Origin of the sequence: Bradyrhizobium sp., assembly GCF_019244115.1 — a bacterium.
GTDB lineage: Bacteria > Pseudomonadota > Alphaproteobacteria > Rhizobiales > Xanthobacteraceae > Bradyrhizobium.
Genome location: NZ_JAFATE010000599.1, coordinates 1 through 26917, shown reverse-complemented (window position 1 = coordinate 26917; position 26917 = coordinate 1). Strand labels below are relative to the sequence as shown.

Sequence of the window (26917 nt, the reverse complement as noted above, 5' to 3'; positions counted from 1 at the left end):
ATGCGCCACACCGAAAGATCGATGTTTTCCGCGTCCAGCGCCGTCTTCCAGGCCAGCACGTGCTGATAGACGCTGTCGACCAGCGTGCCGTCGAGATCGAAGAGAAACACCGGTTCGATGCGCATGGGAAACTCCTGTGGTCGCGATCCTGCCGCGGCGCCAGTCTAACCTCGCCGCGCGACGTTTTGTTCATCGACTCAATTCGGGGGCGCACCAGACCCTCGTTTGATCGCCACCATCGAAACGTGATTTGCGCAGGCTGGCCGCGATCCCTGAGATGCCCTAGAAGCGCACATCATGGGACGTTTTGCCAGCACCGTCGGCCTCTATGAAGAGTTGCGGCCGCCCTATCCGCCCGCGTTCTTCGCAACGGTCGCACAAAACCTCAACCTTTCGAAACAGCATGCGCTGATCGATCTGGGAACCGGGCCCGGGCTGCTCGCGCTCGGCTTTGGCGCTTACGTCGGCCGCATCACCGGCGTCGATCCGGAGCCGGAAATGCTCGCAGCCGCGCGCGCGGCGGCGGCGCGTCAGGGGCAAGCACTGACGCTGATCGAGGGCCGGGCCGAGGATCTCGGTGCCGAGATCGGACGCTTCGATCTCGTCACCATCGGCCGCGCCCTGCACTGGATGGACGAGGCCGCGCTTGGCCCGCTGTTCCGGCGCCTGGCGGCGGCCGACGGTGTGATAGCCGTCTGCGCATCCTTCCCGGCACAGGACGGGCGCAACGCGTGGCTCGATGCCTACAGCACGGCGCGCCGGGCCTGGTCGGATCCAAAGCTGTGGACGGAATCGCGCCGCGGCGAGCGCGCCCATCGCGAGCTTGCGAGCGTGCTGACGGGCAGCGGATTTCACGCGGCGGAAACCATCGCCGTCGAAACCGCGCATGAGGTCGGCGTGGCGCGGCTTGCGCGCCGCTTGCTCACCTTTTCATCCTCCTCGCCGGCCGCGCTCGGCGACAGGATGGATGCGATGCTCGCCGATGTCGAACAAAGGCTCTCGCGATTCGCACGCGAGGGCACTCTCACCGAGGTCGTGGTGTCGACCGCGCAAATCGCGCGGCGGGATTGAGCGGCCTTTCACATCAACGAGCGCAGGATCTGCGCGGCCTGCCAGCGCAGCCTGGCCTCGTCAACATTGAATGCCGAGGAACATTCCTCCTCGCGCTCGCCCTCCATCAGGGCGGCTCCGCAATGACGGCAGAACCGTCCCGACAAGGCGAGCGCCTCGCATGTCCGCCCGGTGCGATAACGCGTGAAGTCCACGACGTTCCGGGCTGTTAGGCGTTTCTCAACCATTGCTTTCCTCGACTCTTGTCATGGCGTTATCGCAGACAAAGCCTGGCGCAATAGTTTTGGACACATTTCAAATTTTACCTGAGAACCGCGGCCTGCAGACTTGGTGAACGGCGCTTCGACAGGCATGGTTTACGGTCATTGATCGCGCTTGCGGCCGGTAGCGCGATGGGGGAAGCAGGCCCCTGCGCTTCAGGTCTCGATATACTCGGCGATGCTGGTGGGCTCCGGAACAGCAATCCCGTCAGCCGCGAGACCCTCGATGTGAAAGCGGATCGCCGCGCGAATTTCTTCCTCGACCTCCGCGATAGTATCGCCGGTCGCAACGCAACCCGGGAGGTCGGGCACATAGGCCGAATAGTTTCCGTCAGCCTTCTCGATCACGACTGCGTAGCGCATCAGCGCCGCTCCTTCAGACCAGACTGCTTCAGGATACTGTTCAACGTTCCCGGCGCAACGTCGTCAGATGGCTTGCCCGCCACGGTAACCCGTCCCGGGTGTTCCGGATGTTTGAACTGCCTATGGCTTCCACGTGTCTCTACCAAGAACCATCCCTCATCCTCAAGCAACCGGATGACCTCCTTGACCTTCATCGCGTTCGCCTGCCCCCACAATAAACCGCCCTTCTCCCGTGTTCACAGCCACTTCTTGAGCTTGAAGATGTAGTACGGCACCACGGCGGCTGCGATCATCGCGACCACCGCCACCGGATAGCCGTAGGTCCATCCGAGCTCCGGCATGTCCTTGAAGTTCATGCCGTAGATCGAGGCGATCAGGGTCGGTGGCATCAACACCACCGCCATCACCGAGAACAGTTTTATGATGTTGTTCTGCTCGAGATTGACGACGCCGAGCATCGCGTCGAGCACGAAGGTAATCTTGTTGGAAAGATAGGAGGCGTGGTCGGTCAGCGAGGCGACGTCGCGCTGCTGGGTCTTGAGCTGCTCGCGCATGTCCTTGGTCCACTTCACCCCCTCGATGACGGCGGACAGGAAGGCGACGAGGCGGCCGATCGAAACCAGGCTCTCGCGCACTTTCGAGGTCAGATCGCCCTTGCGGCCGATTGCGATCAGGATCTGCGAATAGCGCTTGGCATGGCCATGGCGCTCGCTCTCCGGCTCAAAGATCTCATGGCTGACCTGGTCGACGTCGGCACCGATCCGCTCCAGAATGTCGGCGCAGCGGTCGATCACGGCGTCGAGCAGCTCCATCAGCACCATCTCGCCGGTGATGCCGGCCGAACAGGCGCGCCCGAGCTTGGTCTCCACCAGGGCGAACGGCTTTGGCAGGTCGTAGCGCACCGTGACCAGGCGGTGCCCGACAAGGATGAAGGTCACCGCCGTGGTCCGCGGCATGTCGGTGTCGGAATGGCACATCAATGTCGCGGTCATGTAGCGGGCGCCGTTCTCGATATAGAGGCGGCTCGAAATCTCGATCTCCTGCATGTCCTCCCGGGTCGGGACCGCAATGCCGGCGAGCCGCTCGACGGCCTTGTCCTCGGCCTGGGTCGGATTGACGAGGTCGACCCAGACCGCGTTCTCGGGCAGCGCGGAAACATCCTCGATCGCCAGCTTTTTCAGGGAACTCTCGGAGGGCAGGAACACCGAAATCATAAGCAAGGAACTCCGAAGCTTGGCCCTCGTTCGGCCGGCGCCCACAAAGGTGAGTTATTCTGACATAGAGCCGATGACGATCACATTAACCGGTCATTTGGTGTTTACGGCGCACGGGTGGCTGGCACGTGTCGGCGTTTTGCTAACCTGTGGCGGTTTTGCCGCAGAATCCGGCCTTCCCTGAGGCCCTGAGGCAAAAATGATACAGTCGGCGTCTTGCAGTGCAGGAGACGGCTTTAAACGCTGGAAGATCGGGCGCTTTCAACGATAATAGCTTTAACGGAATCGTGGCGGGTACGGCCTTATGATCAGGGGGCTGTTACCTGAGGTTTTCGATTGGAATTCTGTCGATTGGAATAGAACCTATGGCGTCGCTCAAGGTGAAATTGTCGATCCTGGCCGCCGGCCTGATGTTGTCGGGCTGCATGCAGGCCACGACCTATGAGGCGACGAACACCGCCAATTTCAAACCGCGGGACAAGGAGTTTTTGGCCAAGGTGTCTTATGTGAAGACGCCGGTTCCGGAACCGTTCCGGCGCGCCATCGTGGAATACCATCGGAAAGAGGCGCCCGGGTCCATCGTCGTCGATTCTGACAATCATTACCTCTACTACGTGATGGATGGCGGCAAGGCGATCCGCTACGGCATCACGGTCGGCGAAGAGGCAATGGCGTGGTCCGGCATCGCCAAAATCGGCGCCATGACCGAATGGCCGGCCTGGCACCCAACCAAGGGCGAGATCGAGCGGCTGGGCGTGCCGACCTTCGTGCCGCCGGGTCCGGACAATCCGATGGGTTCGCGCGCGATGTACCTCTATGCCAACGGCAAGGACACGCTGTTCCGCATCCACGGCACCAATCAGCCGGAATATATTGGTGCTTCGATCTCCTCGGGCTGCATCCGCATGACCAACGAGGACGTGATCGATCTCTACAGCCGGGCCAAGATGGGCACGATTGTCGTGGTACTGGAACCGCACCATGGCGACTCGCCTTACAATTCGCAGATGGCGCTGCAGGGCGGCGTCGCGTTGATGCAGTAAAGACGGAGGGGGTTGGTCAGGCTCGGGGGAGCGCGGCCGAACCAAAGATGGAATGGGTGACTTGGGGAAAAAACGCCGGCGGGAGCCGGCGTTTTTTGTTGCGGTATTTGCACGGTTGCCCGCCTTTGGACCGAGTGAGCGCCTGCAACGCGGCGATAGCGCGGGACTCACCTCCCCCTGCGTGAGTTATTGGCCTTGTGCCGCGATTGTTTCGTGCTCTTGTTCGCAGTCGACGCGGCAGGCTTGGCTGGCGGCGCAGGCTTGGTCTCGTCGTCGCGCTTCGTGTCGGCATCCTGAGACGCCGTTCCGGTCGGCTCAGACGGCGCATCGGCCTTGTCGGCCGGCGCCTCCTTCGCGCGCGCGCCGTCCCCGTCCGCCTTGCCCTTCCCGTCCTTCTCCTCCCGCTTCGCGACCTCGCGCGGCGGCGCCTCCTCGGGGCGGACGGCCGGCATGAGAGGCGCGACCTTCGGCAGGGGATCGAGCACGTCCCACTGGCAAATGCGGTAGTTATTTTTCCGCTCGGACAGGTCGAGATGGATGTGCTCCTCGTGATACCAGTCGGAGTCCGGACCGAGCACGGTCATGAAACGCGCGCATACCGAATGCAGCACCTCTTCGCGCAGCTCGCGCGGCACGTCACGGTCGGTCAGCGTGATCGCGCGGCCATCGGCGAGCTTGATCGCACGCACGTCGAGCGCGTTGGCGCGGCCGTGCTCGGACAGGTGCGCCCCGGGGATGCGGTTGAAGCCGCGGCATTCGTAGGAATCATAATTGTCGAGTCCTGCGGGCTCGCTGCCGAGCTTGTCCGCGATCACAACCAGGTCGGTGCGCACCCAGTCGGCGATCGCCGTGGCCATCGTGCAGCGCAGGGTCGCCGGCGGTGTCACCGCGACCTTGTGCTTGTCGGGCAGCACGATCGCCTCCAGCCGAACAAGGTCTTCGCCGCCGCAGGCGCCCGGACCATGGATCGGAGGAATGCTCGGCGCGATCGCGATCTCCTCGGTCAGTGCGGCCCGGCAAGCCGATTGCGGCGGCGCGCTCGGCTTGTCTGGCTGCGCCGGCTTGTCTGGCTGCGCCGGCCTGCCCGCCTCCTCCCGGGTCGGCTTGTCAGGAGCAGCAGGCGCCGCCTCGTCGGTCGTGGCGGCCTTATCCGCATCCTTGTCTTTCTTGGGCGCCTCGGCGGGCCGCGGCTGTGGCAGCGGTATTTTTGCCGGCAGCAGGGGCCCGATATCGGCATGAGTGGCCCTTCGTGCCGCAGCCGGCGCGCCCGCTGCTGCAAGCGCGAGCAGCACGACAGCAGGCGCTGCCGACTGCCTAAGAAAGAAGCGGCAATAAGGCCATTTGCGGCCTCGGCGCGCCGCGCTAACATTCATGCCAAATCCCTCTGATACCCGAAGCAACAACACCTTGGAGGAACGTCCGTATGCTTGGTTTGATGCAAGACTGGCCCTTGCTGTGTCATCGGATTATCGAGCACGCGGCGCGAATTCACGGTACCCAGGAAATCGTGACGCGGTCGGTCGAAGGCCCCATTCATCGCACCAACTACCGGCAAATCCATGATCGCGCGCTGAAAGTCTCGCAGCGGCTCGACCGTGACGGCATCCGGCCCGGCGACCGCGTCGCCACCATCGCCTGGAATACCTGGCGCCACCTGGAGGCCTGGTACGGCATCATGGGCATCGGCGCGATCTGCCACACCGTCAATCCACGGCTGTTTCCGGACCAGATCGCCTGGATCATCAATCATGCGCAAGATCGCATCGTGATGACCGATATCACGTTTGTGCCAATCCTGGAGAAGATCGCCGACAAGCTCCCCAGCGTCGAGCGCTATGTCGTGCTCACCGAGCGCGCGCATATGCCGGAGACCCACCTGAAGAACGCAGTCGCCTATGAGGACTGGGTCGCTGAAGCCGATGGCGATTTCAGGTGGAAGACTTTTGACGAGAACACTGCGGCCGCGATGTGCTACACCTCCGGCACCACAGGCGACCCCAAGGGCGTGCTGTACTCGCACCGCTCCAACGTGCTGCACGCGCTGATGGCCAACACCGGCGATTCGCTCGGCGCCAACGCCGCCGACACCATGCTGCCGGTGGTGCCGCTGTTTCACGCCAACAGCTGGGGCATCGCGTTTTCCGCGCCGTCGATGGGCACCAAACTGGTGTTCCCCGGTGCCAAGCTCGACGGCGCGTCGGTCTATGAACTGCTGTCGACCGAGAAGGTCACCCATACCGCTGGCGTGCCCACGGTGTGGCTGATGCTGCTGCAGCACATGACCGCCAACAATCTGAAACTGCCGCATTTGCGCACGGTGGTGTGCGGCGGCTCCGCAATGCCGCGCTCGATGATCAAGGCATTTTTGGACATGGGCGTGCGCCCGCGCCATGCCTGGGGCATGACCGAGATGAGCCCGATCGGCACGCTGGCGGCGCTGAAGCCGCCCTTCGCCGAGCTTGCCGGCGAGGCCGGGCTCGACATCCTGCAGACCCAAGGCTATCCGCCCTTCGGCGTCGAGATGAAGATCACCGACGATGCCGGAAAGGACTTGCCATGGGACGGCAAGACTTTTGGCCGCCTCAAGGTTGCGGGCCCGGCGGTGGCAAAAGCCTATTATCGCGTCGATGCCGACATTCTCGACGAGGACGGCTTCTTCGACACCGGCGATGTCGCGACCATCGATGCTCACGGCTACATGCGCATCACCGACCGCTCCAAGGACGTGATCAAGTCGGGCGGCGAGTGGATCTCCACGATCGACCTGGAGAATCTCGCGGTCGGCCATCCCGCGGTCGCCGAGGCCGCCGTGATCGGTGTCTATCATCCGAAATGGGACGAGCGCCCGCTCCTGATCGTGCAGCTCAAGCAGGGACAGAACGTCTCCCGCGAAGAGATCCTGAAATTCATGGACGGCAAGATCGCCAAATGGTGGATGCCCGATGATGTCGCCTTCGTCGACGGCATTCCGCACACGGCGACCGGAAAGATCCTGAAGACCGCGCTGCGCGAGCAGTTCAGGGAATATCGCTTCCCGAACGCGGCGGCGTGAGACTGAAAAGGCTGGCGACCGGTGATGGGCGCGTTTCTCTCGCGCGTCCAGACGCCCCCTTACCCGCCTAGCGCAGGCCCGCCAAAGTCCCTTGAATTTGATGCGCTGTCGTGGTCTCAACGGGCCCGCTAGCCCGCCGGCCGCGAAGTTCCGGCGCCTCATTTGGTTCCCAACCGATGGCCCGCAGGTTTTCCGCTTCCTATCTCGAGGAGCCCGTGTCCAGCCTGGCGACATGGGCCCGCAATCTCGCGGTGTTCTCGGTGGTGGCGGCTGTGGTCTCGATCATCATCGTCCGCTTCGGCTTTCTGGAGATGAAGCCGGCGATCACGACCTTCTTCGGCGCGCTGGCCTGCGCCGCCCTGTCCATCCTGATCGGGCTTGGCGCCTTCGTGGCGATCTGGCGCAACGGCACGCGCGGCATGAGCCGCATCCTGCTGGCGTTCCTGATCGACGCGGTCGTGCTCGCTTATCCGGCCTATCTCGCTTTGCAGTACCGCAAGCTGCCGGCAATTCACGACATCACCACCGATCCGATCGATCCGCCGCGCTTCGAGGCCCTGGCACGCCTGCGCAGCGGCGATGGCACCAACACCGCCGTCTACGCCGGCCTCTACTCCGCCGAGCAGCAGCGCGTCGCCTATCCGGACATCGAACCGGTCGAGCTGGAAATCCCCGCCGACCGCGCCTACCAGATCGTGCAACGGCTGGTGAACAAGCGTAAATGGCTCATCATCGACGAGCGGGCGCCGCAGCCGCGCCTGCCCGGCCGGATCGAGGCGGTGGCGCGCACCCCGATCATGGGTTTTCGCGAGGATGTCTCGATCCGCATCTCGGCCGATGGCGAGGATTCGCGCGTCGACATCCGCTCCTCCTCGCGCTATTTCGAGAGCGACCTCGGCAGCAATGCCGCGCGTGTCACGAAATTCATCGACGATCTCAACACCGCGGCCGACAACGAAGCCAACAAGCCGGTCCGCAAGCCTGCGCCGCCGCCGCCAAAACTGCCGGCCAAGACGGTGAAGAAATAGCGCCATGCGCGTGCTCCTGAGCGAGGGATCCGGATTGACCTCGCGCCAGGTTGCAACCCGGCTCGGCGCGCTCGGCCATCACGTCGAGATCCTGTCCTCGACACCGCTCTGCCTCACCCGTTTCACCCGCCATGTCCGCGCGCTCCACAAGGTGCCGCGTTTTGCCGACGATCCGCTCAAATGGTTCGACGCCGCAAATCGGATTGCGACGGCGCGCAGCATCGACGTGCTGCTGCCGACACAGGAGCAGGTCGCGGTGCTTTCAGCGCTGCGGGCAAAGCTTGCGGTTGCGACCGTGGTGCCGGATTTCACGGCGTTGCACCGCGTGCAGGACAAGATCGCCGCCTGGCGCACCCTGCAGGCGATCGGCCTCCCACAACCCGCTTCCGTCGTCGTGCAAAGCAAGAACGAGCTAGCCGACATCACCCAGTTTCCCGTATTCGTGAAGCGACCGATTGCGACGGCGAGTACCGGCGTACGCCGTGCCACCTCGCGAGATGAACTTGTCATCGCAGCCGCCGCGCTCGGCCTCGACAGCGAGCCGCTCCTGGTCCAGAGCCAAGCCACGGGCCCGCTGGCGATGGTGCAGGCGCTCGCCGACCGCGGCCGGCTCGTAGCGCATCACGCCAATCTGCGCATCGCCGAGGGGATCGGCGGCGGCGCCGCGGTCAAGGAGAGCATCGCGCTGCCGGCACTTGCAGGGCACATCGAGCGGCTGGTGCGCGCGCTCGATTGGCACGGGCCGATCTCTATGGACGTCATCGTCAGCGACGACGGACCATCGTTCATCGACATCAACCCGCGGCTCGTCGAGCCGATCAACGCGCAGCTCGCCGGCGTCGACCTCGTCGGCGCCATGCTGGAGCTTGCGAAAGACCGCCATCCGCCGATGCTGCCGGCGGGACGGGCCGGCGTGCGGTCGCGACAGCTCCTCCTGACTGTCCTGGGCGCCGCGCTGCACGGATCGCGCCGTGCCGTGCTGAGCGAGCTTATGGCCGCGCTGCGAGGGCGCGGCGCGTACAACAACGCGGTGGAGGAACTGACTCCGGTGGGTGGCGATCCGATTGCGGCTGTCCCGGTCGTTCTCGCAGTGCTTGCGACATTGATCAATCCATCACTTTGCCGCCGGTTTCATAAGGGCGGCACTGGCCCCTACGCACTGACACCGGACGCCTGGCGCAAGATCGTGGCAGCGAGCGGGCCATGAAATCAAAGCGATGGAATCACGTCAGGTGGCCGCCAGCCGATAGGTCCCGCCGATCACCGGATCGCCGTCGGTCGCGACGATGCCGCGCCCCACCAGGTCCTCCAGATGCGCCAGTACCGAGTAGCCGGCGGCGGTCATCAGGCGCGGATCGATGCCGATATAGATCGCGCGCACCAGGGTCGGGATGTCGGCCTCGCCTTTGCTCAGGCGGTGCAGGATGGAGGCTTCGCGCGCCTGGCGGTGCCTGATCAAAAATCGCACGTAGCGGGGCCCTTCCGGGATTTCCGGACCGTGACCCGAGAAGTACAGATCCTCTTCGCGGCCCGCGAGCCGCTCGAGCGAGGCCATGTAGTCGATCATCGATCCGTCCGGCGGCGCCACGATCGAGGTCGACCAGCCCATCACGTGATCGCCGACGAACGACAGCTTCCGCTCTGGCCAGGCAAAGGCGAGATGGTTGGCGGTATGGCCCGGCGTAGCCACGGCCTCCAGGTGGAAGCCATCGCCTTCGATCACGTCGCCATGGCCGAGTGTGACGTCCGGTCTGAAGTCGCGGTCGGCGCCGGACTCCGGATTGTGCTTCTCGCTTTCGAACCGCGGCCGTGAGGCCCGATGCGGCCCCTCCGCATAAACGGTCGCGCCGGTCGCCGCCTTGATGCGCGCGGTGTTCGGCGAGTGGTCGCGATGGGTGTGCGTCACCAGGATGTGGCTCACCCTCTCGCCGCGAACCGCATCGAGCAGCGCGGCGGCATGCGCCTCATTGTCAGGACCGGGATCGATGATCGCGACCTTGCCGCGGCCGACGATGTAGCTGACCGTGCCGGTGAACGTGAACGGGCTTGGATTGTCGCACAGGATGCGCCGCACGCCGGGCCGCACCTCCTCGACAACGCCGGGCAGAAGCGGAAAATTGCGGTTGAACGGGATGTCGTCGTCGGCCATGGGACCCCCCACACTCGATCGTCATGCCCCGCGCAGGCGGGGTATCCAGCAAGCACAGCCGTTCGAGATTGGACAGATAGGCCTCTGGAATACTGGATCGTCCGCTTTCGCGGACGATGACAATGGAGAATGATGCGATCGCGGTGTGTCCATCAAACGCTTACGAAAACGCCTGGATGCCGGTGATGGCACGGCCCAGGATCAATGCGTGGACGTCGTGGGTGCCTTCATAGGTGTTCACGGTTTCCAGATTCTGCGCATGGCGCATCACGTGGAACTCACTGGATATGCCGTTGCCGCCGTGCATGTCGCGCGCCATGCGTGCGATGTCGAGCGCCTTGCCGCAATTGTTGCGCTTGACGATGGAGATCATCTCGGGAGCCATCTTGCCCTCGTCCATCAGCCGGCCGACGCGCAGGCTCGCCTGCAAGCCGAGCGCGATCTCGGTCTGCATGTCCGCGAGTTTCTTCTGCACGAGCTGGGTGGCCGCCAGCGGGCGGCCAAACTGCTTGCGGTCGAGCGTGTACTGCCGGGCGCGGTGGTAGCAGTCTTCCGCGGCACCCATCGCGCCCCAGGAAATACCGTAACGCGCGCGGTTGAGGCAGCCGAACGGCCCCTTCAGGCCGGAGACATTGGGCAGCAGCGCGTCTTCGCCCACCACCACGCCGTCCATCACGACCTCTCCCGTGATCGATGCCCGCAGGCTGAGCTTGCCCGCGATCTTCGGCGCCGAGAGCCCCTTCATGCCCTTTTCGAGGATGAAGCCGCGGATCTGGTTGTTGTGCTCCGCCGATTTCGCCCAGATCACGAACACGTCGGCGATCGGCGCATTGGAGATCCACATCTTGCTGCCGCTGAGCCGGTAGCCATCCGAGACTTTCTCGGCGCGGGTCTTCATCCCCCCGGGATCGGAACCGGCATCCGGCTCGGTCAGGCCGAAGCAGCCGACCCATTCGCCGGTCGCCAGCTTCGGCAGATACTTTTTGCGCTGGTTCTCGTCGCCATAGGCGTAGATCGGGTGCATCACCAGCGACGACTGCACCGAGTTCATCGAGCGATAGCCGGAGTCCACCCGCTCGATCTCGCGCGCGACCAGTCCGTAGGCGACGTAGCTCGCATTGGCGCAGCCATAGTCTTCCGGCAAGGTGATACCGATCAGCCCGAGCTCGCCCATCTCATGGAAAATGTCGCGGTCGGTCTTCTCTTCGAGATAGGCCTTGGTGACGCGCGGCAACAGCTTGTCCTGCGCATAGGCACGTGCGGTGTCGCGCACCATCCGTTCGTCCTCGGTGAGCTGCTCGTCGAGCATGAACGGATCGTCCCATTGGAAGCTCGCCGTGGACGACGGCTTGTCCTTGGCCTGAGGGCGCGCGCTCATGAGAAATTCCTTTTGGCTGTCTACGGAATTAGTTGACAAAATAAAACGTGATCAAAGGAAGTGCAATGCATGGTCTCAGTTTGCACGCGCGCTCTTTATGAGGTCATTCCGGGGTTATGAGGTCATTCCGGGGCGCGAGTGAAACGAGCACCGGGGAATCTCGCGATTCCGGGTTCGACGCTGACGCCTCGCCCCGGAATGACAACCGCTAAAGTTCAAGCCGCTCGTTGGAGACGATCTCGATGCCGAAACCGGACAGTCCCTTGTAGTCGTGCACCGATGAGGTCAGGTTCCGGATCGACGTGATGCCGAGATCCCGCAGGATCTGCGCGCCAACCCCGACCTCGCGCCATTGCCGGTTGCGGTCGGCCTCCGCCGATGTCGGTTGCGCGACTGGCTGAACCGGCACGCCGGCCGCGCCGTCGCGCAAGTACACCAGCACGCCGCGCCCCGCGCGCTTGAAATGCTGCAGCACCGCCTGCATCCGTGCCGGCCCCGAGAACAGGTCCTTGACGATATTGGGCTTATGGAGCCGCGTCAGCACGTTCCTGCCGTCACCGACACCGTTATAGACGAAGGCCGCATGCGCGATCTCGTCGAACGGCGAGCGATAGGCATAGCCCTGCAGCGGCCCGATCGGGCTTTCGACGGTAAAGGTCGACACCCGCTCGATCAGCTTCTCGCGGGCCTGGCGATAGGCAATCAGGTCGGCGATGGTGACGTGCCTGAGATTATGGGCGAGCGCGAAGCGACTCACCTGCTCGCCCTTCATCACGGTGCCGTCGTCATTCATCAACTCTGAGATGACGCCGACCGGTGGCAGCCCGGCGAGCTTGCACAGATCCACGGCCGCCTCGGTATGACCGGAGCGCAAGAGCACGCCACCGTCGCGCGCGATCAACGGGAAGATATGGCCGGGCCGCGCGAAGTCGCCGGCGCCGACATTCGGGTTGGCGAGCGCCCGGCAGCAGGAGGCGCGCTCTTCCGCCGAAATGCCGGTCCCGCCGTCAGGCTTGTAGTCGATCGAGACGGTGAAGGCGGTGGTGTGGCTGGAGTCGTTGTGCGCCACCATCGGATCGAGCCGCAGCCGCCGCGCATCCTCCGTGGTGACGGGGGCGCAGACGATGCCGGAGGTATGGCGGATGATGAAGGCCATCTTTTCCGGCGTGCACAGCGATGCCGCCACGATCAGATCGCCCTCGCCCTCGCGATCCTCATCGTCGGTGACGACGACGAGCTCGCCGGCGGCAAAGGCTTGCAGCACTTCCTGAACCGTGTTTGGCATTTGTCTCGCGTCTCTCGATTAGTTCGCCCGGTGCATTAGCCGGGATGGCGGTCTGGCGCTAGGGCCTTGCATTCCGCAGGGCAGAACAGCCGCCAAAGTGGAGCAGCGCTTAAGGACAGGGCTTGGAGATTTGTCTAAGATCGCCGCCAAGCAAAAACAAGGGAGCGACCTCACATGACATCGGCCCCATTCGACTTCAGCCCGCTGCTCGCGGCGGGGCTGCCGCCGCCGGCGGCGAAATGGACCGGGCTGGCAAAATTCTCCTTCGTCGGCGGCAACAATGATCCCGAGCAGGTCCCCGTCGATGAGCTGATCGCGGCCGCCAGTGCGGTGCTCAGGCGCGAGGGCAAGACGCTCGCGACCTATGGACTGGCGCACGGACCCCAGGGCTATCGTCCGCTGCGCGCGTTTCTTGCCGCGAAACTGGGCCGCGATGCCGGAATCACGGCGACGGTGGACGACATCCTGATCGTGTCCGGCTCGCTACAGGCGCTCGACCTCGTCAACCACACGCTGCTCGAGCGCGGCGATACCGTGCTCGTCGAGCAGGACACGTATCAGGGCGCGCTGACCCGGCTTGGTAGACTTGGCGTCAAGGCGGTCGGCATTCCGCTCGACCGCGACGGCATGCGGATGGATGCGCTGGCCGCAACGCTCACGGAGCTGCGCGGCCGCGGCATCAAGCCAAAATACATCTATACCATTCCGACGGTGCAGAACCCGACCGGCACCATCATGCCGGAAGCACGCCGCGCCGAACTGCTCGCCCTCTCACAGGAATTTGGCGTACCGGTGTTCGAGGACGATTGCTACGCCGATCTCATCTCGGACGGACAGCGCCCGCCGGCGGTCTACGCGATGGCGACGAATGGCGGCGTCATCCATATCGGCTCATTCTCCAAATCGATTGCGCCTGCGCTCAGGGTCGGCTTCATCGTCGCACCCTGGCAGATGCTGTCGCGCATGCTGGCGCTGAAGACCGACGCTGGCTCCGGCGCGCTGGAGCAGATGGTGCTGGCGGAATATTGCTCACCGCATTTTTCGACCCATGTGCCGAAGCTGACACGTGGCTTGCGCGCAAAACTCGACACCTTGATGGAGGCGCTCAACGCACAGTTCGGCACGGCGGCGGAATTCGAGGCGCCCAAGGGCGGCATCTTCCTCTGGGTCAAACTGCCCGACCATGTCGATACGCTAAAACTGTACCAGGCTGCGCTGGCCGCCGGCGTCGCCCTCAATCCGGGGCCGGAATGGTCCACCGACAAGGCCCATTCGCAAAGCCGCCTGCGGCTGTGTTTTGCGAACCCCTCGGTCGAGAAGATCCGTGAAGGCGTCGCCGTGCTGGCCGACATCTGCCGACGCGAGTTCGGCGTGCCCGAGAGGATCGCCAACGTCGAGCAGGCCCGCGCGTGAGTGTGCTTTAGCGCACCGCGAACGGCGCCTGATACGGCCGCCCGAACGGCACGCCATTGATCACGGTCTGCACGGGCCTCAATAGCAGCTTGCCATCGCGCTTGTTGTTGCGGGTGTCGACGAAGGTCACCGGGCCTTCGACCAGGTCCATGATCGTGACGTCGCCCGGCGCGCCGACCTGCAGGGTGCCGATCTTTGGCGCGCGATTGATGATCTTGGCCGGATTGATGGTTGCCATCGCCACCACCTGCTCCAGCGGCAGGCCCATCGCCAGGAACTTGCTCATCACGTTCGGCAGGAACGGCATACCCGGCGAATTGCCGGAGAACACGTGAATGTCGGAGGAAATGGTGTCCGGCGTGCAGCCCGCGGGGATTGCGACCTCCGCCACCGTGAAATCAAAACTGCCGCCGCCATGGCCGACATCGAACAGCACGCCGCGCTGCTTGGCGGCGAGCGCCGCCGGCAACAGTTTGCCGTCCTGCACGATATTGGTGAAGACGCCCGCAAGATTCGGCGCCCCGGAATAGCAATGGGTCAGCACGTCGCCGGGCCGCAGCAGATTGAGGATGTCGCTCATCAGCTCCTTGGTCTCGACGCCGCCGATATGCACCATCATTTTCGCGGGCCAGCCGCACATCTCGCAGGCCTGAATGCCGCGCCGGAGCGGCTCCAGGCCGTGCTTGAAGATCACGTTCTCCGACATCCTGACCTTCACGCCGAGCAAAAAATCGGGATTTTCGGCCAGCCCCATTGCGCAGGCTTCGACCTGCGCATTATCGATGTTGTAGAGTTCGGCGACCGGGAACGCCGAGAGGCCGTTGTTGGCGATGTGCAGGAAGGCGTACATCCGCGCCCGGGTCTGCGCGACGATGAAGCGGCGCAGCGCGGCGAGATTGTTCACGCCGGCATCGCCCGCCGAGACCACGGTGGTCGTGCCCTGGAACTGCACCAGTTCGTCCGCGGGAATGCCGATCGCCGAGCCATAGGGATAGACATGACAATGCAGGTCGACGAGACCGGGCGTTACGAGCTTGCCGGTGGCATCGATCATCTTGGTGGCGCGCTCGGCGGGGATCGCCTCCTCGACCGCCTCGACCACGCCCCAGCGAATGCCGATATCGCGCCGTCCGCGAAGCTGCTGGCTCGGATCGAGCACGTCGCCGCCCTTGATCACGAGGTCGAACTTGTCGCTCGGACCCATCGCAGCCTCGGCGCGGCCTGCAAGCGCGGCGGCTGCGCCACCCGTGAGCGCAAGGAAATTCCGGCGCGACAGCGCGGTCATGGCATTCCTCCCCCGGTTGTTTTATGCCACGAGAATGCGCCGAGAGAGAGCGTTAAGCAAGCCGCCGATCGTGGCTGGACAGCAGCGATGACGCGATGCAAAAGCTGCTTCTGGCCGACGCGACACAGGGGTGCGGAAGTTGAATGCGTGTGTTGCCCGGCTGCTGCCGGCGATCGCCCTTTTCGCCGGTGCGACTGCGGCATCGGCGGCAACGGTTGCGGAAACCGCGAGCCGATGGGGGTTGATCGGACGCTGGTCGCTCGACTGCCGCATCCCCCCGGATCACGATCGCGGCGCGGTGCTGAGTTATCAGATCACAGGCCGCAACAAGCTCGTGCTGCATCGCGATTTCGGCGACTCCGAAGACAATGCCGAGGTGATCGCGGCCGATATCTCTGGCGACAACCAGCTCAATCTGCGGATCTATTTTCCGCAGCTCAGGCAAACGCGTGAGTTGGGGCTGACGCGGTTGCCGGACGGCGGGATCCGGGCGATTTACAACCGCACGCGCGGCGGCGCGTATTCGATCAAGCACGGCAGGATCACCGCGACCGGCCAGCCGACGCCACTCCAGTTCAGGTGCGGCGATTAGGCGCCACGCTGGCTAGTCCCATGCGGGGGCAAAACCGGGACTGACGCAACGGCGGTCCTTGGGCAGGGCCGCGATGGCCTTGCGGTCCGCGTCGTCGAGCCTCACCTTCAATGCGCCGAGGTTGGCCTGCTGGCTCTCGGCGCGCGACGCCTTTGGGATCGCCGCGATGCCGTCCTGATCGAGCAGCCATTTCAGCGCTACTTGCGCGGCGGTCGCGTTGTGCTTGCGGGCGATTGCAATGAGCGTCGGATCGGCAGCGACGCGGCCCTGTGCCAGCGGACAATAGGCCACCAGCGGGATCGCGTGCGCCCTGAGATAGGTCAGGAGTTTGCTCTGGTCGAGCATCACGTGATACTCGACCTGGTCGCACGCGATCGGCGCCCTGATCTCCTCGACCACAGTCTTCAAGAGCGCGGTCGTGAAGTTGGCGACACCAATAGCACGCGTGCGGCCCTTCTCCTTCAACTTCATCAGCGTCTCGAAGATCGCCGGCAAGTTCATCTGCCGCGACGGCCAGTGCACGAGATAAAGATCGACATGGTCGAGCCGGAGCTTTTTTAGGCTGGCATCGAACGCCGTTCGAATCGCGGCCGGCGCGAGGTTTTCATGCCAGACCTTTGTGGTGACATGCAGTTCGCTCCGCGCGATGCCGGACGCAGCGATGGCAGCCCCGATGGCTTCCTCATTGCCGTACATTTCCGCGGTGTCGATGTGCCGGTAGCCCAGGGCGAGCGCGCTCTCGACCGCCGCGCGGCAGGTCTCGCCCTGCATGCGAAAAGTGCCGAGTCCGAGCCGCGGCAGGCTGATGCCGTTGGTGTGCAGGCTTTCCATGAGAACTCCCTGGAGAGCGGATCGCGGAAGATGGCCCACAAGCCCAGAAGGCGCGGGAAGCCGGTGATAAGACGCAAGCGTACCGAATGCAAAATCAAGCTCGGGTTAGAGGCGGCCCGAACATCTCACTCTTCCGCCATAGGCACCCATTTCCAGTTGCAGATGCCCCCTGACCTGCAGGGCCAGGTCCGGATGCGGTGGTCCACGGCCTGTGCATGGGCATCGAGCGGATTGCCATGGCGATGCGCAAGCCTTGCTCGCGCCGCGCCGCGGCGCTTCTCGGCAAAGGCATGCAGCGGCGCAAATGTGTGCAGCGGGTTTTGATGGCTTCTCGCGGTGCGCAGCGGCGTCACACGCGCCCGTGAGACGTAGCTAGGCTCCGGCTTGCCATTGCTCCTGGAATCACTCCTGAAATCGACCTTGGCCTGCACCGGCATTGGTACAAACTGATTGCGTGGCCCGAGCGGCGTCGGCGACAGCACCGCCTTGGAAAGGTCGAGGGTCAAGAAGTCGTCCGGACGATACCCGGCCGCCAGCGTGCCGGCGGCCGCCAGCAACGTGCCTAACACAGCAAGGGACATGCCTTTCAGGAACATCCCAGCCTCCTGAAAATCGACTAAAAAACTCGTCTCGTATTTAAGGTGATCGCGGCGCAATTCCAGAACGACTTCTTGATAGGGTTACTGCAGGATGTCGCCGCACCGCGATACTCGTATAGAGAGTGCGATCAGCTCCGCCCCGGAACCGCCGCCTCGGCGAATGTCGCCATCCCGTTATGCAGCGCGCAGGCTAGCCGCACGAGCGGCAGAGCGAGCGCTGCGCCCGAGCCCTCGCCGAGCCGCAGATCGAGATCGAGCAGCGGCCGCGCCTCCAAGGCATCAAGCACCACGCGGTGGCCTTGTTCCGCGGAGCGGTGCGAAAAAATCAGAAAGGGCCGGCACGACGGGTTCAGCAGCACGGCGGCAAGCGCGGCGACAGAGACGATGAAACCGTCGATCAAGATGGGAATCCGCCGCTGCGCGGCGGCTATGATGGCACCGGACATAGCTGCTATCTCGAGCCCGCCGACCGCGCACAAGACCCGTTCGACGGCCGCGTTTGCCGCGCCGAGATCATGGTGGGCAAGCGCGGCGGCGATGACCCGAGCCTTTCGGTCGCGCCCGGCCGGATCGAGGCCGGTGCCACTGCCCGCCAGACGATCCGGGCTCGTCCCGAGCAGCGCGGCGGCAATCGCCGCCGCCGTCGTGGTGTTGCCGATGCCCATCTCGCCGAGGATCAGGAGATCGCAGGAGGCTGCCCGCGTCACCGCGCGCTCGCCGCAGGCGAAGGCAAAGCCAACGTCGGCCGGCGCGAGCGCCTCCTCCTTGCTGAAATCGCGCGTGCCCCGACGCGGCTTGTCGGTGATGATGCCGGGCAGCGGGCTTTCGGCCAGCGTCCCGGCGTCGACCACCTCGAGGGGCGAGCCGAGTTCGCGCGCCAGCACCGAGATCGCCGCACCGCCTGAGGCGAAATTGGCCATCATCGCGATCGTGACCTCCTGCGGATAGGCCGACACGCCCTGCGCGGCGATGCCGTGATCGCCGGCGAAGATGATGATCGGCACGCGCTCGGCCTTCGGCCGCTCGCGCTGTTGCAGGCCGGCGAGCCCGATTGCGAGTGTCTCAAGCCGGCCAAGCGCCCCGGCGGGCTTGGTCAGCTCCGCCTGACGGGCCAGCGCCGCGTCGCGATCAGGAAGTGAGATGCCGGGGCAATCGCGATAGACCCATTCGGGAAGCATGTCTTGCATTTGGTCGCTCAGGCCGATGTCCGTTTCAGGATGTAGCTGTCCATGATCCAGCCGTGTCTTTCGCGCGCGCTGCGCCGCGTCTCGGCGATTTGCGTCGCGATGGCGGCAAGGGGGCCGGACAGAATGATCTGCTCGGGCATGCCGAGATAGGCGCCCCACCAGATGTGCAGGCCCGCCGGGTCGAGCGACTGAAACGCCGTTCCGCCATCGAGCATGACCACCACCGTGTCGGCGTCCTCAGGCCAGCCGCGCTCGCGCAGCCGCCGGCCGGTTGTAACCAAAAATGGTTCGCCGACCTCGTTGAGCGGCAGTGCATGCGCGGCGCAGAGCGCCTGGATCGCGGTGACGCCGGGAACGACTTCGATTGACGGCTCCGGTCGAAGCCGGCGCGCGATGCGCAGGCTCGAATCATAGAGCGACGGGTCGCCCCAGATCAGAAGCGCGACACGGCCTTCATGCCCGAGATGCGCGGCGATCTGCTCCGCCCAGGCGACGGCGACCGCGTCATGCCATTCATCGACGCCGGTCTTATAATCGTCGCGCTCGGCACCGCGCGCCGGCAAATCGAACTCGACGATGCGTGTGGCCGCATTGGTCAGCACTTCTGCGCAGATCGCCCGGCGCAGATCGGCGAGATCGGCTTTTTCAGCACCCTTGCGCGGGATCAGGATCAGGTTGGCGGCATTGATGGCGCGGATCGCCGCGCGCGTCAGCTGGGACGGATCGCCGCAGCCGATGCCGATCAAGGAGAGGGTATGGGGCGCCGTCATGCCCGCTCGCCGGCCAGCGCGCCGAACAGGATCACCGCGGTCGCACTCGCCGAGCCCTCGGCGAGCTGCTCGGCGAGGCGCGCAATCGTGGTGCGGAGCAGTTTCTGGTCGTCATGCCCGAGCGATTCGGCCAGCAGCGCCGGCGTTTCGGGCGGCAGGCCCTTTTCGATCAGCTTCGCGGCAAGCAGCGGAAACGTTCGTTTGCCCATGTAGACCACGGTCGTCGCGAGCGGATCGGTCAAGGCCGCCCAATTGAGATCCTGCGGCAGTTCGCCGGTCACGTCGGCGCCGGTGATGAACTGCACCCGGCGCGAGGTGTGCCGCCGCGTCAAGGGAATGCCGGCGGTTGCCGCCGCCACCGAAGCGGAGGTGATGCCCGGAATGATCTCGTAAGCAATGCCGGCCTCGCGCAGCGCAGAAATCTCCTCTTCGAGCCGGCCAAAGATCCCGGCGTCGCCCGACTTCAGCCGCACCACCCGAACGCCCGATTTCGCATAGTCGATCAGCAGCCGATTGACATGCTCCTGCTTCGCCGAGGGGCGGCCGGCGCGCTTGCCGACCGAGATCAGGCTCGCGCCCTTGCGCGCATGGTCGAGAATGGCGCCCGAGGCGAGATCGTCATAGAGCACGACGTCGGCGTCGCGCAGCCGCGCCGCGGCCTTCAGCGTCAGAAGCTCGGGATCGCCGGGGCCGGCCGAGACAAAGGACACGAAACCGCTCACGCCGCCTCCGCGATCAGATGAAAGAAGGTGCCGCTGACATGGCCGCGACGCGATCCGGTCTCGGCGACATCGGCCCCATTGGCGTCGCGCACGATCGCGAGCGGAACATCGGGCTGGGCCAGGATCGAGGCATAATGGAATTCATGGCCGCGCAGGCGCGCGCCCATCCGGTGTCCCGGGATCGGAGCTTTGAGCTCGGCCTGGCGATAGCCGAGATGCATGCGCCGCTTGGCGAACGATGTTTCGAGCCCGAGCAGTCCGGTCATGTCGTGCCGCTCTCCGTTGGCGTCGACCAAACCCGATCCGAGCACCATATAGCCCCCGCATTCGCCATGCACCGGGCGCGTTTCGGCAAAGGCGCGCAGCGCGGTACGGAAATGACGGCCGGCAGCGATCTTGCCCGCATGCAATTCCGGATAGCCACCGGGAAGCCAGCAGACATCGGCCGTCTCGGACGGCCCCTCATCCGCGAGCGGCGAGAAGGGCATGATCTCGCTGCCAACAGCGTGCCAGGCTTCGAGCATGTGCGGATAGACGAAGGAGAAGGCGGCATCGCGCGCCAGCGCGATGCGCTGGCCGGGCGGACTGACGCGCATGACCGACGTGACGTGCGGTGCAGCCCGGTCGCATTCGGCCAGTTTGAGCAGCGCGTCGAGATCGACATGTGAGGCGATCAGCCGTGCGGCCTCCGCTATCAGATCGGAGAGGCGCGCCTGCTCTTCCGCCTGCACCAGGCCGAGATGCCGCTCCGGCAGTGCGATCGCCGCATGCCGCGGCAGCGCGCCCAGCACGGGTATGTTCACGCCCGCCATCGCGCGCCGCACCAGGTCCTCGTGGCGCGGACTCGCGACGCGATTGAGCACGACGCCGGCGACGCGCAGGCCGGGCCGGAAATCGCGCAACCCCGTGGCAACGGCGGCCGCCGTCTGCGCCTGGCCTTTGGGGTCGAGCACCAGCAGCACTGGCCAGCCCATCATCTCGGCGATATCGGCGCTGGCGCCGGTGCCGGAGGCGCCCTCCGTCGCCACACCGTCGAACAGCCCCATCGAGCCCTCGGCCAGGACCAGGTCGGCATCATCGGCCCGCGCGGTCAGCGCCGTGATCATCGCACGCGGCATCGCCCAGCTGTCGAGGTTGACGGACGGCCGTCCGGTCGCCGCGCTGTGAAAAGCAGGATCGATATAATCGGGCCCGCTCTTGAAACACTGCACGGCCAGGCCCCGATCGCGACAGGCGCGTGCCAGCGCGAGGGTGAGCGTCGTCTTGCCGGCCCCGGAGGCCGGCGCGGAAACGACCAGAGCTTTCGCCATCAGGACGCCTCCGGAAATCGCGGCACGGCGCCGACCGGCCGGTAGCGGCGGTCATAATCGGCGGCATAGAGCCGGCTCTCGGCAAAATCCTCCGCGGCCAGCGTGCGGCCGACCAAGATCAATGCCGTGCGCTCGAGTTCGGCCCCAAGCGACGAGTCCAGCGTGCCGAGCGTCGCACGGATGATGCGCTGATCGGGCCAGCTCGCGCGCCAGACGATGGCGATCGGACAATCGGCGCCATAATGCGGCGTGAGTTCTGAGATCACCTTGTCGAGCTGATGCACCGACAGGTGGATCGCGAGCACGGCGCCGGTCGCGGCGAACGCCGCAAGCCGCTCGCCTTCGGGCATCGCACTCGCGCGGCCAGACGTGCGGGTCAGCACCACCGATTGCACAAGACCCGGCAGCGTGAGTTCGGTCCCGAGCGCCGCGGCTGCCGCCGCGAACGAAGGCACGCCGGGCGTCACGGTGTAGGGGATATCGAGCGCGCGCAGACGCCGGAGCTGCTCGCCCATCGCCGACCAGACCGACAGATCGCCGGAATGCAGCCGCGCCACGTCCTTGCCGTCCCGATGAGCCGCGACGATCTCCGCCATGATCTCGTCGAGCGACAGCGGCGCCGTGTTGACGATGCGCGCGCCCGGCGAGCAATGCGCCAGCACGCCCTCGGGCACCAGCGAGCCGGCATACAGGCAGACCGGCGAGGCGGCGATCAGATCGCGCCCTCGCAAAGTGAGGAGATCGGCGGCACCCGGTCCGGCGCCGATGAAATGCACGGTCATGCGCCCTCTCCCGCTTTCACGACGTCCCACTGCACGACGGGCCGCACCGCCTCCCAAGCCCGCAGCCGTCCGAGCGGCGCCGCATGGGAGATCTCGATCCGCATCAGATGGCCGCCATGCCGGAGCTGCAGGTCCGCGAGAAGTGCCTCGGTCTCCAGCGTCACCGAATGTGCAACGACGCGCGTGCCCTCCGGCAGCAGCGGCCAAAGCCCATTGAACATCCCGACATCCAGTCCACCACCGATGAAGACGGCGTGAGGCTTCTCCAGGCCTGAGAGCGCCGCAGGCGCCTCACCATTGACGATCTTGATTCGATGCGAAAGGCCAAACGCGGAGGCGTTCTTGCGGATGTTGGCGGCGCGATCCTCTCGCCGTTCGATCGCAACCGAAGTCCCGCCGGCCAGCGCCCATTCGACCGAAATCGAGCCGGAACCAGCGCCGATATCCCACAAGCGCTCGCCTCGCCGTGGCGTCAGCGCGGAGAGCCCGAGCGCTCGCATCGGTCTCTTGGTGATCTGGCCATCATGGGCAAAGAGATCGTCGGCAAGCCCGGAGGCGCGCGGCAGACCAGCTGTGCCGTCGGCCTCCATCGCTACTGCCAGCAAGTCCGCGCTGTCGTCGCCAACGTAGCTGTGCGCACGCGTCTCGCGGATGGTTTCCCGCGCGCCGCCCAAGGCCATCAGGGTCCAAAGCCGGGACGCCCCCCACCCGTGCGCCGTGAGCCATTGCGCGAGATCGGCGGCCGCCTTGCCATCACGGACCAGACAGATGATGCGCGCGCCGCGCGACAGCACGGGCACCAGCCGCTCGAACGGCGCCGCGTGCAGGCCGAGGCAGTTCACGCATTCCAGCGGCCAACCGAGCCGCACTGATACCAGCGAGAAGGTCGACGGCGCCGGATGCGCGGTCCACTCACTTTTCTCCAGTTGCGCCGCGAGGCTGCCGCCCACGCCGTGCCAGAATGGATCGCCTGATGCCAGCACCACGGTCGGACGGCCGCGGCAGGCGAGCACGCCACTCGCATCGAACGGCACCGGCCAGATTTTTCCGCGATCGCCGATCCCGGCGAGTTTCAGATGTCGCTTGCCGCCGAACACGGTTTCGGCCTTGCTGATCGCCTTTCGGCTTGCCTCCGACAGCCCCGCGAGGCCATCTTCGCCGATACCGATGATGGTCAGCCAGGCGACAGAGGGATCAGACATGACGCGCGCCCTCATTCTGGGCGGAACGGGCAACGCCAACGCGCTTGCCGCAGCGCTCGTGCGCGCAAAAATCGACGCGATCTATTCCTATGCGGGACGCACCCAGATCCCGCTTCCGCATGCGCTGCCGACGCGCGTTGGCGGCTTTGGCGGCGTAGACGGTCTTGCCAACTTCATCCGCGAGGCCGCGATCACGCATGTGGTCGATGCGACGCATCCGTTTGCCGCGGAGATGAGCCGCAATGCCGCCATTGCCTGCGCAGCCATCGGCGTGCCGCTGCTCGCGCTGGAACGGGCGCCATGGACGAGAACGGCAGGCGATCACTGGATCGAGGTCGCGGACATCGCGGGCGCCGTTGCCGCGCTGCCCGAACGCCCCGCCCGCGTCTTCCTCGCCATTGGCCGCCAGCACATCGCACCGTTTGCCCAAAGGCCGCAGCATGCCTATACGCTGCGCTTCGTCGATGCGCCTGACGGCGCGCTGCCCCTGCCCGACGCCGAGGTGATCGTGTCGCGCGGCCCCTTCACGCAGGAAGGCGATCTTGCGCTGATGCGTGAGCGCGGCATCGAATGGCTGGTGGCGCGCAACGCGGGCGGCGATGGCGCCCGTGCCAAGATCGATGCGGCGCGCGAACTCGGCCTTCCCGTGATCATGATCGCGCGGCCTGAGCTTGCGGAGCGGCCGCGGGTCGCGAGTGTCGACGAGGTGCTGGCCTGGCTTAGTCATGATGCGCGTCTCGGTGCATAGATCCAGCTGCCGACGCGGCGCGTCAGCGAATTGCCGATAATGACCAGCGTGCGCATGTCGGCCATCTCGGCTATCGCCTCCGAGAGCGGCAACGATGTGATGCGCTCCTCCGCGGTCGTCACCGCGTGGGCGAAAATCACGATACGCGCACCACAGCCAGCCTGCATCAGGATTTCGAACGCGCGCGCCAGATCATCGGGCCGGCTTACCGAGCGCGGATTGTAGAGTGCGATGGCAAAGTCGGCCTCAGCCGCAAGCCGCAGCCGTTTCTCGATCGTCTTCCACGGTTTTAGATTGTCGGAGAGGTTGATCGCGCAGAAATCATGACCGAGCGGCGCGCCGGCGCGCGCGGCGGCTGCCAGCATCGCCGTCACCCCGGGCAGCACGCGGATCGGCAGCGAATGCCAATGCGGCGCGTCTTCCAGGGCCTCGAACACGGCAGAGGCCATCGCGAAAACACCGGGGTCGCCGGACGAGACGATCACCACGCTACGCCCCTCGGAAGCGAGCCGCATCGCATCAACAGCACGCCGCGCTTCCTGGCGATTGTCGGAAGGATGCAGCGTCAAACCCTCACGCGCCGGTACGCGCACGACATAAGGACCATAGCCGAACACGTCGGTGGCTTCGGCAAGCGCGGTGGAAACTTCCGGCGTGATCAGCGCCTCGGCGCCGGGGCCCAAGCCCGCAATGGTCAGCGAGCCCGTCATTCGCAAAACTCCAAGCGACGGCCCTGCCCATGCACCAGCACGATCGCAAAGTATGGGCATTCGGCGGCATCGACCTCGCTCAACCGGGTGACGCGTTCGCCCGGCATGGTACCGCGTTCGATCAGCCAGGCCTCGCCAAGCCGGCCTGCGGCGGCCAGCGCGCGTCGCACCTTCGCAAGATTGCGTCCGGTCTTCATGACCACGAGCGCATCGGAGGTTCGCATACGCTGCTCCAACTCTTTTTCGGGCAGCGTGCCCATCAGCACCGTCATCACGTCGTCGCCGAGCGCGATCGGCCGCCCGACCGCGTTCCAGCAGCCGGCCATGCCGGGAATGCCCGCGATCACCTCGATGTCCGCGCTCGCCCGAAGGCGCGTGTAGAGATGCATGAAGGAGCCATAGAAGAACGGGTCGCCCTCGCACAGCACGACCACATCGGCTTCGCGTGCGATCACGGCGAGGCGCGCGGCCCACGCGTCGTAAAAGCCTGCGAGCAGGCGGGCATAGTCCGGGCTGTCGAAGGCAATCTCCGTGGTGACCGGATATTCCATCGGAATTTCGCTTACGCTCGGGGCCAGCATGCCGTCGACGATGCGGCGCGCCTGGCCTGGATGGCCTTTCTTGCGAAAATAGGCGATGTGGGTGGCCGCCCGCACGGTACGGTCGGCCTTGACGCTCATCAACTCCGGATCTCCCGGCCCGAGGCCGCAGCAGATGATGCGCCCCATGTTCATTCGCTCCGGCTTGCAAGCGCGTTCACGGCCGCGGCTGTGATCGCCGATCCGCCGAGACGGCCTTCGACCGACAGCGTCGGCGCGGGGGGCGCTGCCATCAGCGCGGCCTTGGACTCGGCCGCGCCGACGAAGCCGACGGGACAGCCGATGATCGCGGCGGGCCGCGGACAGGTTTCATCTTCCAGCATGTTGAGCAGATGAAACAGCGCCGTCGGCGCATTGCCGATCGCGACCACGGCGCCTGCAAGATGTGGTCGCCAGAGCTCCAGCGCCGCGGCGGAGCGGGTGTTGCGCATGACCCGCGCAAGGCCGGGGACGGCGGGATCGTCAAGCGTGCAGATCACGGCGTTGTCGGCGGGCAGGCGCGTGCGCGTAATTCCTTCGGAGACCATGCGCGCGTCGCACAGGATCGGCGCGCCGTTCTCGAGCGCGCTGCGCGCGATCTTCGCCATGTCCGGCGTGAAGCGAATGAAGGCTTCGAGCCCGACCATTCCGGCCGCGTGAATCATGCGCACGACTACGGGTTCCTCGTCAGCCGAAAAGCGCGCGAGGTCCGCCTCGCCACGGATCGTGGCGAACGATCTTTTATAGATCGCCGCACCGTCGATCTCATAGACATGGGGCATCAGAAAACCCCAGCGAGCATGGAGGGATCAGCGAGAAGCTGGTCCCGCGTCAGCCCGTGCACAAGCGGTTTGTTGCCCGCGGAACCGTTGCGGATGAGATCAAACCCGTCGTCCGTCGCAACCAGCGTGATCGCCGAGATGCCCGGATGCGCGCAGCCTTTGGCACAGCCGGAGACATGCAGGCTCGCGCCGGCACCGAGATGTGGCGCGAGCGCGGTTGCAAGCGCACGCGTATCGGCATGCGCACGCGGACAAGCCGGTGCGCCGGTGCAGGCGTTGATGGAGAGCCGCGGATCATCGGCGGCGGTCACAAGGCCTTCGATCTGCGGCATCTCCTGCAGGCCCTCCTTCTGCAGGCCCTCGGCAAGAATCATGCGCCAGGGCGTGATGCGCAGGTCCGTTGACCGGCGTGCAAGGAGGGCCAACGCCGCCGCGCTCAATTGTCCGAACGCAATCCCGATCAGCGCACTGCCATTGAAAAGTCCCGGGCGCGGCCGCGGCATCGCCGGCCCGGGCCTTGCGCTGCCGGCCAGGGCCGTGGGCAGTCTTGCTCCGGTGCCGAG

28 protein-coding genes and 2 pseudogenes are annotated in these 26917 nt (G+C 65.3%); 8 read left to right on the top strand and 22 right to left on the bottom strand.

Features of this window, described 5'->3' with window-relative positions:
- Window positions 1-125: pseudogene (locus tag JOZ76_RS26660) on the bottom strand (HAD family hydrolase); the annotation flags it as partial.
- Between the two features lie 172 nt (window positions 126-297).
- Between JOZ76_RS26660 and JOZ76_RS26655 the strand changes: the two are divergent.
- Window positions 298-1071: a class I SAM-dependent methyltransferase gene (locus JOZ76_RS26655; protein ID WP_291703721.1), complete on the top strand. Its 774-nt coding sequence runs from the start codon at window positions 298-300 to the stop codon at window positions 1069-1071.
- Between the two features lie 8 nt (window positions 1072-1079).
- Here the strand turns inward: JOZ76_RS26655 and JOZ76_RS26650 are convergent, their stop codons facing one another.
- From JOZ76_RS26650 to JOZ76_RS26635, 4 genes are all read right to left on the bottom strand, one after another.
- On the bottom strand, window positions 1080-1298 hold the full coding sequence (locus tag JOZ76_RS26650; protein WP_291703719.1) for a hypothetical protein: 219 nt from the start codon (window positions 1296-1298) through the stop codon (window positions 1080-1082).
- Window positions 1299-1487: 189 nt separating this feature from the next.
- Complete coding sequence (locus JOZ76_RS26645; protein ID WP_291703718.1) at window positions 1488-1694, bottom strand: type II toxin-antitoxin system HicB family antitoxin; 207 nt, start codon at window positions 1692-1694, stop codon at window positions 1488-1490.
- Window positions 1694-1888, bottom strand: coding sequence for a type II toxin-antitoxin system HicA family toxin (locus JOZ76_RS26640; RefSeq protein WP_291703716.1), 195 nt, complete (start codon window positions 1886-1888; stop codon window positions 1694-1696). Before JOZ76_RS26640 ends, JOZ76_RS26645 begins: the two co-directional genes overlap by 1 nt.
- 42 nt (window positions 1889-1930) lie before the next feature.
- Window positions 1931-2908: a magnesium transporter CorA family protein gene (locus tag JOZ76_RS26635; RefSeq protein WP_291703725.1), complete on the bottom strand. Its 978-nt coding sequence runs from the start codon at window positions 2906-2908 to the stop codon at window positions 1931-1933.
- Window positions 2909-3273: 365 nt separating this feature from the next.
- Between JOZ76_RS26635 and JOZ76_RS26630 the strand changes: the two genes are divergently transcribed.
- On the top strand, window positions 3274-3951 hold the full coding sequence (locus JOZ76_RS26630) for a L,D-transpeptidase (protein WP_291703714.1): 678 nt from the start codon (window positions 3274-3276) through the stop codon (window positions 3949-3951).
- 167 nt (window positions 3952-4118) lie between these two features.
- Here the strand turns inward: JOZ76_RS26630 and JOZ76_RS26625 are convergent, their stop codons facing one another.
- On the bottom strand, window positions 4119-5324 hold the full coding sequence (locus JOZ76_RS26625) for an extensin-like domain-containing protein (protein ID WP_291703712.1): 1206 nt from the start codon (window positions 5322-5324) through the stop codon (window positions 4119-4121).
- A gap of 50 nt (window positions 5325-5374) precedes the next feature.
- Here JOZ76_RS26625 and JOZ76_RS26620 point away from each other — a divergent pair, with 50 nt between their 5' ends.
- The 3 genes from JOZ76_RS26620 (at window position 5375) to JOZ76_RS26610 (ending at window position 9238) form a co-directional block, all read left to right on the top strand.
- On the top strand, window positions 5375-7003 hold the full coding sequence (locus tag JOZ76_RS26620; protein ID WP_291703711.1) for a fatty-acid--CoA ligase: 1629 nt from the start codon (window positions 5375-5377) through the stop codon (window positions 7001-7003).
- A 176-nt stretch (window positions 7004-7179) separates the two neighbouring features.
- The gene (locus JOZ76_RS26615; RefSeq protein ID WP_291703709.1) at window positions 7180-8031 is read left to right on the top strand and encodes a DUF1499 domain-containing protein; all 852 of its coding nucleotides are present in this window, start codon (window positions 7180-7182) and stop codon (window positions 8029-8031) included.
- A 4-nt stretch (window positions 8032-8035) separates the two neighbouring features.
- Window positions 8036-9238, top strand: coding sequence for an ATP-grasp domain-containing protein (locus JOZ76_RS26610; RefSeq protein WP_291703707.1), 1203 nt, complete (start codon window positions 8036-8038; stop codon window positions 9236-9238).
- 21 nt (window positions 9239-9259) lie between these two features.
- Here the strand turns inward: JOZ76_RS26610 and JOZ76_RS26605 are convergent, their stop codons facing one another.
- From JOZ76_RS26605 to ribB, 3 genes are all read right to left on the bottom strand, one after another.
- Entirely contained in the window at window positions 9260-10180 is a 921-nt protein-coding gene (locus tag JOZ76_RS26605; RefSeq protein ID WP_291703705.1) for an MBL fold metallo-hydrolase, read from the bottom strand.
- Between the two features lie 160 nt (window positions 10181-10340).
- Window positions 10341-11558: an acyl-CoA dehydrogenase gene (locus JOZ76_RS26600; protein WP_291703703.1), complete on the bottom strand. Its 1218-nt coding sequence runs from the start codon at window positions 11556-11558 to the stop codon at window positions 10341-10343.
- A 208-nt stretch (window positions 11559-11766) separates the two neighbouring features.
- Window positions 11767-12843, bottom strand: coding sequence for a 3,4-dihydroxy-2-butanone-4-phosphate synthase (ribB, locus tag JOZ76_RS26595; protein ID WP_291703701.1), 1077 nt, complete (start codon window positions 12841-12843; stop codon window positions 11767-11769).
- A gap of 174 nt (window positions 12844-13017) precedes the next feature.
- Between ribB and JOZ76_RS26590 the strand changes: the two genes are divergently transcribed.
- Window positions 13018-14256, top strand: a complete 1239-nt coding sequence (locus JOZ76_RS26590; protein ID WP_291703696.1) for an aminotransferase-like domain-containing protein — start codon at window positions 13018-13020, stop codon at window positions 14254-14256.
- 7 nt (window positions 14257-14263) lie between these two features.
- On the opposite strand, the gene JOZ76_RS26585 is transcribed toward JOZ76_RS26590, so the two are convergent.
- Window positions 14264-15541 carry an amidohydrolase/deacetylase family metallohydrolase gene (locus JOZ76_RS26585; RefSeq protein WP_291703694.1) on the bottom strand — a complete coding sequence of 426 codons (1278 nt, stop codon included), beginning with the start codon at window positions 15539-15541 and terminating at the stop codon, window positions 14264-14266.
- Window positions 15542-15680: 139 nt separating this feature from the next.
- Between JOZ76_RS26585 and JOZ76_RS26580 the strand changes: the two genes are divergently transcribed.
- On the top strand, window positions 15681-16133 hold the full coding sequence (locus JOZ76_RS26580) for a hypothetical protein (protein WP_291703692.1): 453 nt from the start codon (window positions 15681-15683) through the stop codon (window positions 16131-16133).
- 12 nt (window positions 16134-16145) lie between these two features.
- On the opposite strand, the gene JOZ76_RS26575 is transcribed toward JOZ76_RS26580, so the two are convergent.
- The 8 genes from JOZ76_RS26575 to cbiE all read right to left on the bottom strand — a co-directional run bounded on the left by JOZ76_RS26575 (window position 16146) and on the right by cbiE (window position 23536).
- Window positions 16146-16964 carry an aldo/keto reductase gene (locus tag JOZ76_RS26575; protein WP_291703690.1) on the bottom strand — a complete coding sequence of 273 codons (819 nt, stop codon included), beginning with the start codon at window positions 16962-16964 and terminating at the stop codon, window positions 16146-16148.
- A 125-nt stretch (window positions 16965-17089) separates the two neighbouring features.
- Complete coding sequence (locus tag JOZ76_RS26570; RefSeq protein WP_291703688.1) at window positions 17090-17560, bottom strand: hypothetical protein; 471 nt, start codon at window positions 17558-17560, stop codon at window positions 17090-17092.
- Window positions 17561-17691: 131 nt separating this feature from the next.
- Complete coding sequence (cobT, locus tag JOZ76_RS26565) at window positions 17692-18741, bottom strand: nicotinate-nucleotide--dimethylbenzimidazole phosphoribosyltransferase (protein WP_291703723.1); 1050 nt, start codon at window positions 18739-18741, stop codon at window positions 17692-17694.
- Between the two features lie 17 nt (window positions 18742-18758).
- A complete protein-coding gene (gene cobF, locus JOZ76_RS26560; protein ID WP_291703686.1) occupies window positions 18759-19520 on the bottom strand; it encodes a precorrin-6A synthase (deacetylating) in 762 nt (253 codons plus the stop codon).
- Window positions 19517-20242: a uroporphyrinogen-III C-methyltransferase gene (cobA, locus tag JOZ76_RS26555; RefSeq protein WP_291703684.1), complete on the bottom strand. Its 726-nt coding sequence runs from the start codon at window positions 20240-20242 to the stop codon at window positions 19517-19519. Before cobA ends, cobF begins: the two co-directional genes overlap by 4 nt.
- A complete protein-coding gene (locus JOZ76_RS26550; protein ID WP_291703683.1) occupies window positions 20239-21552 on the bottom strand; it encodes a cobyrinate a,c-diamide synthase in 1314 nt (437 codons plus the stop codon). The genes cobA and JOZ76_RS26550 overlap by 4 nt, the downstream gene beginning before the upstream one ends.
- Window positions 21552-22334 carry a precorrin-4 C(11)-methyltransferase gene (gene cobM / locus JOZ76_RS26545; protein ID WP_291703682.1) on the bottom strand — a complete coding sequence of 261 codons (783 nt, stop codon included), beginning with the start codon at window positions 22332-22334 and terminating at the stop codon, window positions 21552-21554. The genes JOZ76_RS26550 and cobM overlap by 1 nt, the downstream gene beginning before the upstream one ends.
- Window positions 22331-23536, bottom strand: coding sequence for a precorrin-6y C5,15-methyltransferase (decarboxylating) subunit CbiE (gene cbiE / locus JOZ76_RS26540; RefSeq protein ID WP_291703681.1), 1206 nt, complete (start codon window positions 23534-23536; stop codon window positions 22331-22333). The genes cobM and cbiE overlap by 4 nt, the downstream gene beginning before the upstream one ends.
- Here cbiE and JOZ76_RS26535 point away from each other — a divergent pair.
- Window positions 23535-24284, top strand: a complete 750-nt coding sequence (locus JOZ76_RS26535; RefSeq protein ID WP_291703680.1) for a cobalt-precorrin-6A reductase — start codon at window positions 23535-23537, stop codon at window positions 24282-24284. The two genes, cbiE and JOZ76_RS26535, sit on opposite strands and share 2 nt — an antisense overlap.
- Here the strand turns inward: JOZ76_RS26535 and cobJ are convergent.
- From cobJ to JOZ76_RS26515, 4 genes and pseudogenes are all read right to left on the bottom strand, one after another.
- The gene (gene cobJ, locus JOZ76_RS26530; RefSeq protein ID WP_291703679.1) at window positions 24260-24994 is read right to left on the bottom strand and encodes a precorrin-3B C(17)-methyltransferase; all 735 of its coding nucleotides are present in this window, start codon (window positions 24992-24994) and stop codon (window positions 24260-24262) included. The two genes, JOZ76_RS26535 and cobJ, sit on opposite strands and share 25 nt — an antisense overlap.
- Window positions 24991-25722 (bottom strand): precorrin-2 C(20)-methyltransferase, encoded by a 732-nt coding sequence (locus JOZ76_RS26525; RefSeq protein WP_291703678.1) that lies wholly within the window; start codon window positions 25720-25722, stop codon window positions 24991-24993. The genes cobJ and JOZ76_RS26525 overlap by 4 nt, the downstream gene beginning before the upstream one ends.
- 2 nt (window positions 25723-25724) lie before the next feature.
- A complete protein-coding gene (locus JOZ76_RS26520) occupies window positions 25725-26354 on the bottom strand; it encodes a precorrin-8X methylmutase (RefSeq protein WP_291703677.1) in 630 nt (209 codons plus the stop codon).
- Window positions 26354-26917, bottom strand: a pseudogene (locus tag JOZ76_RS26515) (precorrin-3B synthase); the annotation flags it as partial. The gene JOZ76_RS26520 and the pseudogene JOZ76_RS26515, both read right to left, overlap by 1 nt.

What these genes read in the sequence shown, in the direction of transcription:
- JOZ76_RS26655 (WP_291703721.1), top strand. Translation starts at nt 298, where the DNA reads ATGGGACGTTTTGCCAGCACCGTCGGCCTCTATGAAGAGTTGCGGCCG.
- JOZ76_RS26650 (WP_291703719.1), bottom strand. Translation starts at nt 1,298, where the DNA reads ATGGTTGAGAAACGCCTAACAGCCCGGAACGTCGTGGACTTCACGCGT.
- JOZ76_RS26645 (WP_291703718.1), bottom strand. Translation starts at nt 1,694, where the DNA reads ATGCGCTACGCAGTCGTGATCGAGAAGGCTGACGGAAACTATTCGGCC.
- JOZ76_RS26640 (WP_291703716.1), bottom strand. Translation starts at nt 1,888, where the DNA reads ATGAAGGTCAAGGAGGTCATCCGGTTGCTTGAGGATGAGGGATGGTTC.
- JOZ76_RS26635 (WP_291703725.1), bottom strand. Translation starts at nt 2,908, where the DNA reads ATGATTTCGGTGTTCCTGCCCTCCGAGAGTTCCCTGAAAAAGCTGGCG.
- JOZ76_RS26630 (WP_291703714.1), top strand. Translation starts at nt 3,274, where the DNA reads ATGGCGTCGCTCAAGGTGAAATTGTCGATCCTGGCCGCCGGCCTGATG.
- JOZ76_RS26625 (WP_291703712.1), bottom strand. Translation starts at nt 5,324, where the DNA reads ATGAATGTTAGCGCGGCGCGCCGAGGCCGCAAATGGCCTTATTGCCGC.
- JOZ76_RS26620 (WP_291703711.1), top strand. Translation starts at nt 5,375, where the DNA reads ATGCTTGGTTTGATGCAAGACTGGCCCTTGCTGTGTCATCGGATTATC.
- JOZ76_RS26615 (WP_291703709.1), top strand. Translation starts at nt 7,180, where the DNA reads ATGGCCCGCAGGTTTTCCGCTTCCTATCTCGAGGAGCCCGTGTCCAGC.
- JOZ76_RS26610 (WP_291703707.1), top strand. Translation starts at nt 8,036, where the DNA reads ATGCGCGTGCTCCTGAGCGAGGGATCCGGATTGACCTCGCGCCAGGTT.
- JOZ76_RS26605 (WP_291703705.1), bottom strand. Translation starts at nt 10,180, where the DNA reads ATGGCCGACGACGACATCCCGTTCAACCGCAATTTTCCGCTTCTGCCC.
- JOZ76_RS26600 (WP_291703703.1), bottom strand. Translation starts at nt 11,558, where the DNA reads ATGAGCGCGCGCCCTCAGGCCAAGGACAAGCCGTCGTCCACGGCGAGC.
- ribB (WP_291703701.1), bottom strand. Translation starts at nt 12,843, where the DNA reads ATGCCAAACACGGTTCAGGAAGTGCTGCAAGCCTTTGCCGCCGGCGAG.
- JOZ76_RS26590 (WP_291703696.1), top strand. Translation starts at nt 13,018, where the DNA reads ATGACATCGGCCCCATTCGACTTCAGCCCGCTGCTCGCGGCGGGGCTG.
- JOZ76_RS26585 (WP_291703694.1), bottom strand. Translation starts at nt 15,541, where the DNA reads ATGACCGCGCTGTCGCGCCGGAATTTCCTTGCGCTCACGGGTGGCGCA.
- JOZ76_RS26575 (WP_291703690.1), bottom strand. Translation starts at nt 16,964, where the DNA reads ATGGAAAGCCTGCACACCAACGGCATCAGCCTGCCGCGGCTCGGACTC.
- JOZ76_RS26570 (WP_291703688.1), bottom strand. Translation starts at nt 17,560, where the DNA reads ATGTTCCTGAAAGGCATGTCCCTTGCTGTGTTAGGCACGTTGCTGGCG.
- cobT (WP_291703723.1), bottom strand. Translation starts at nt 18,741, where the DNA reads ATGCTTCCCGAATGGGTCTATCGCGATTGCCCCGGCATCTCACTTCCT.
- cobF (WP_291703686.1), bottom strand. Translation starts at nt 19,520, where the DNA reads ATGACGGCGCCCCATACCCTCTCCTTGATCGGCATCGGCTGCGGCGAT.
- JOZ76_RS26550 (WP_291703683.1), bottom strand. Translation starts at nt 21,552, where the DNA reads ATGGCGAAAGCTCTGGTCGTTTCCGCGCCGGCCTCCGGGGCCGGCAAG.
- cobM (WP_291703682.1), bottom strand. Translation starts at nt 22,334, where the DNA reads ATGACCGTGCATTTCATCGGCGCCGGACCGGGTGCCGCCGATCTCCTC.
- JOZ76_RS26535 (WP_291703680.1), top strand. Translation starts at nt 23,535, where the DNA reads ATGACGCGCGCCCTCATTCTGGGCGGAACGGGCAACGCCAACGCGCTT.
- cbiE (WP_291703681.1), bottom strand. Translation starts at nt 23,536, where the DNA reads ATGTCTGATCCCTCTGTCGCCTGGCTGACCATCATCGGTATCGGCGAA.
- cobJ (WP_291703679.1), bottom strand. Translation starts at nt 24,994, where the DNA reads ATGACGGGCTCGCTGACCATTGCGGGCTTGGGCCCCGGCGCCGAGGCG.
- JOZ76_RS26525 (WP_291703678.1), bottom strand. Translation starts at nt 25,722, where the DNA reads ATGGGGCGCATCATCTGCTGCGGCCTCGGGCCGGGAGATCCGGAGTTG.
- JOZ76_RS26520 (WP_291703677.1), bottom strand. Translation starts at nt 26,354, where the DNA reads ATGCCCCATGTCTATGAGATCGACGGTGCGGCGATCTATAAAAGATCG.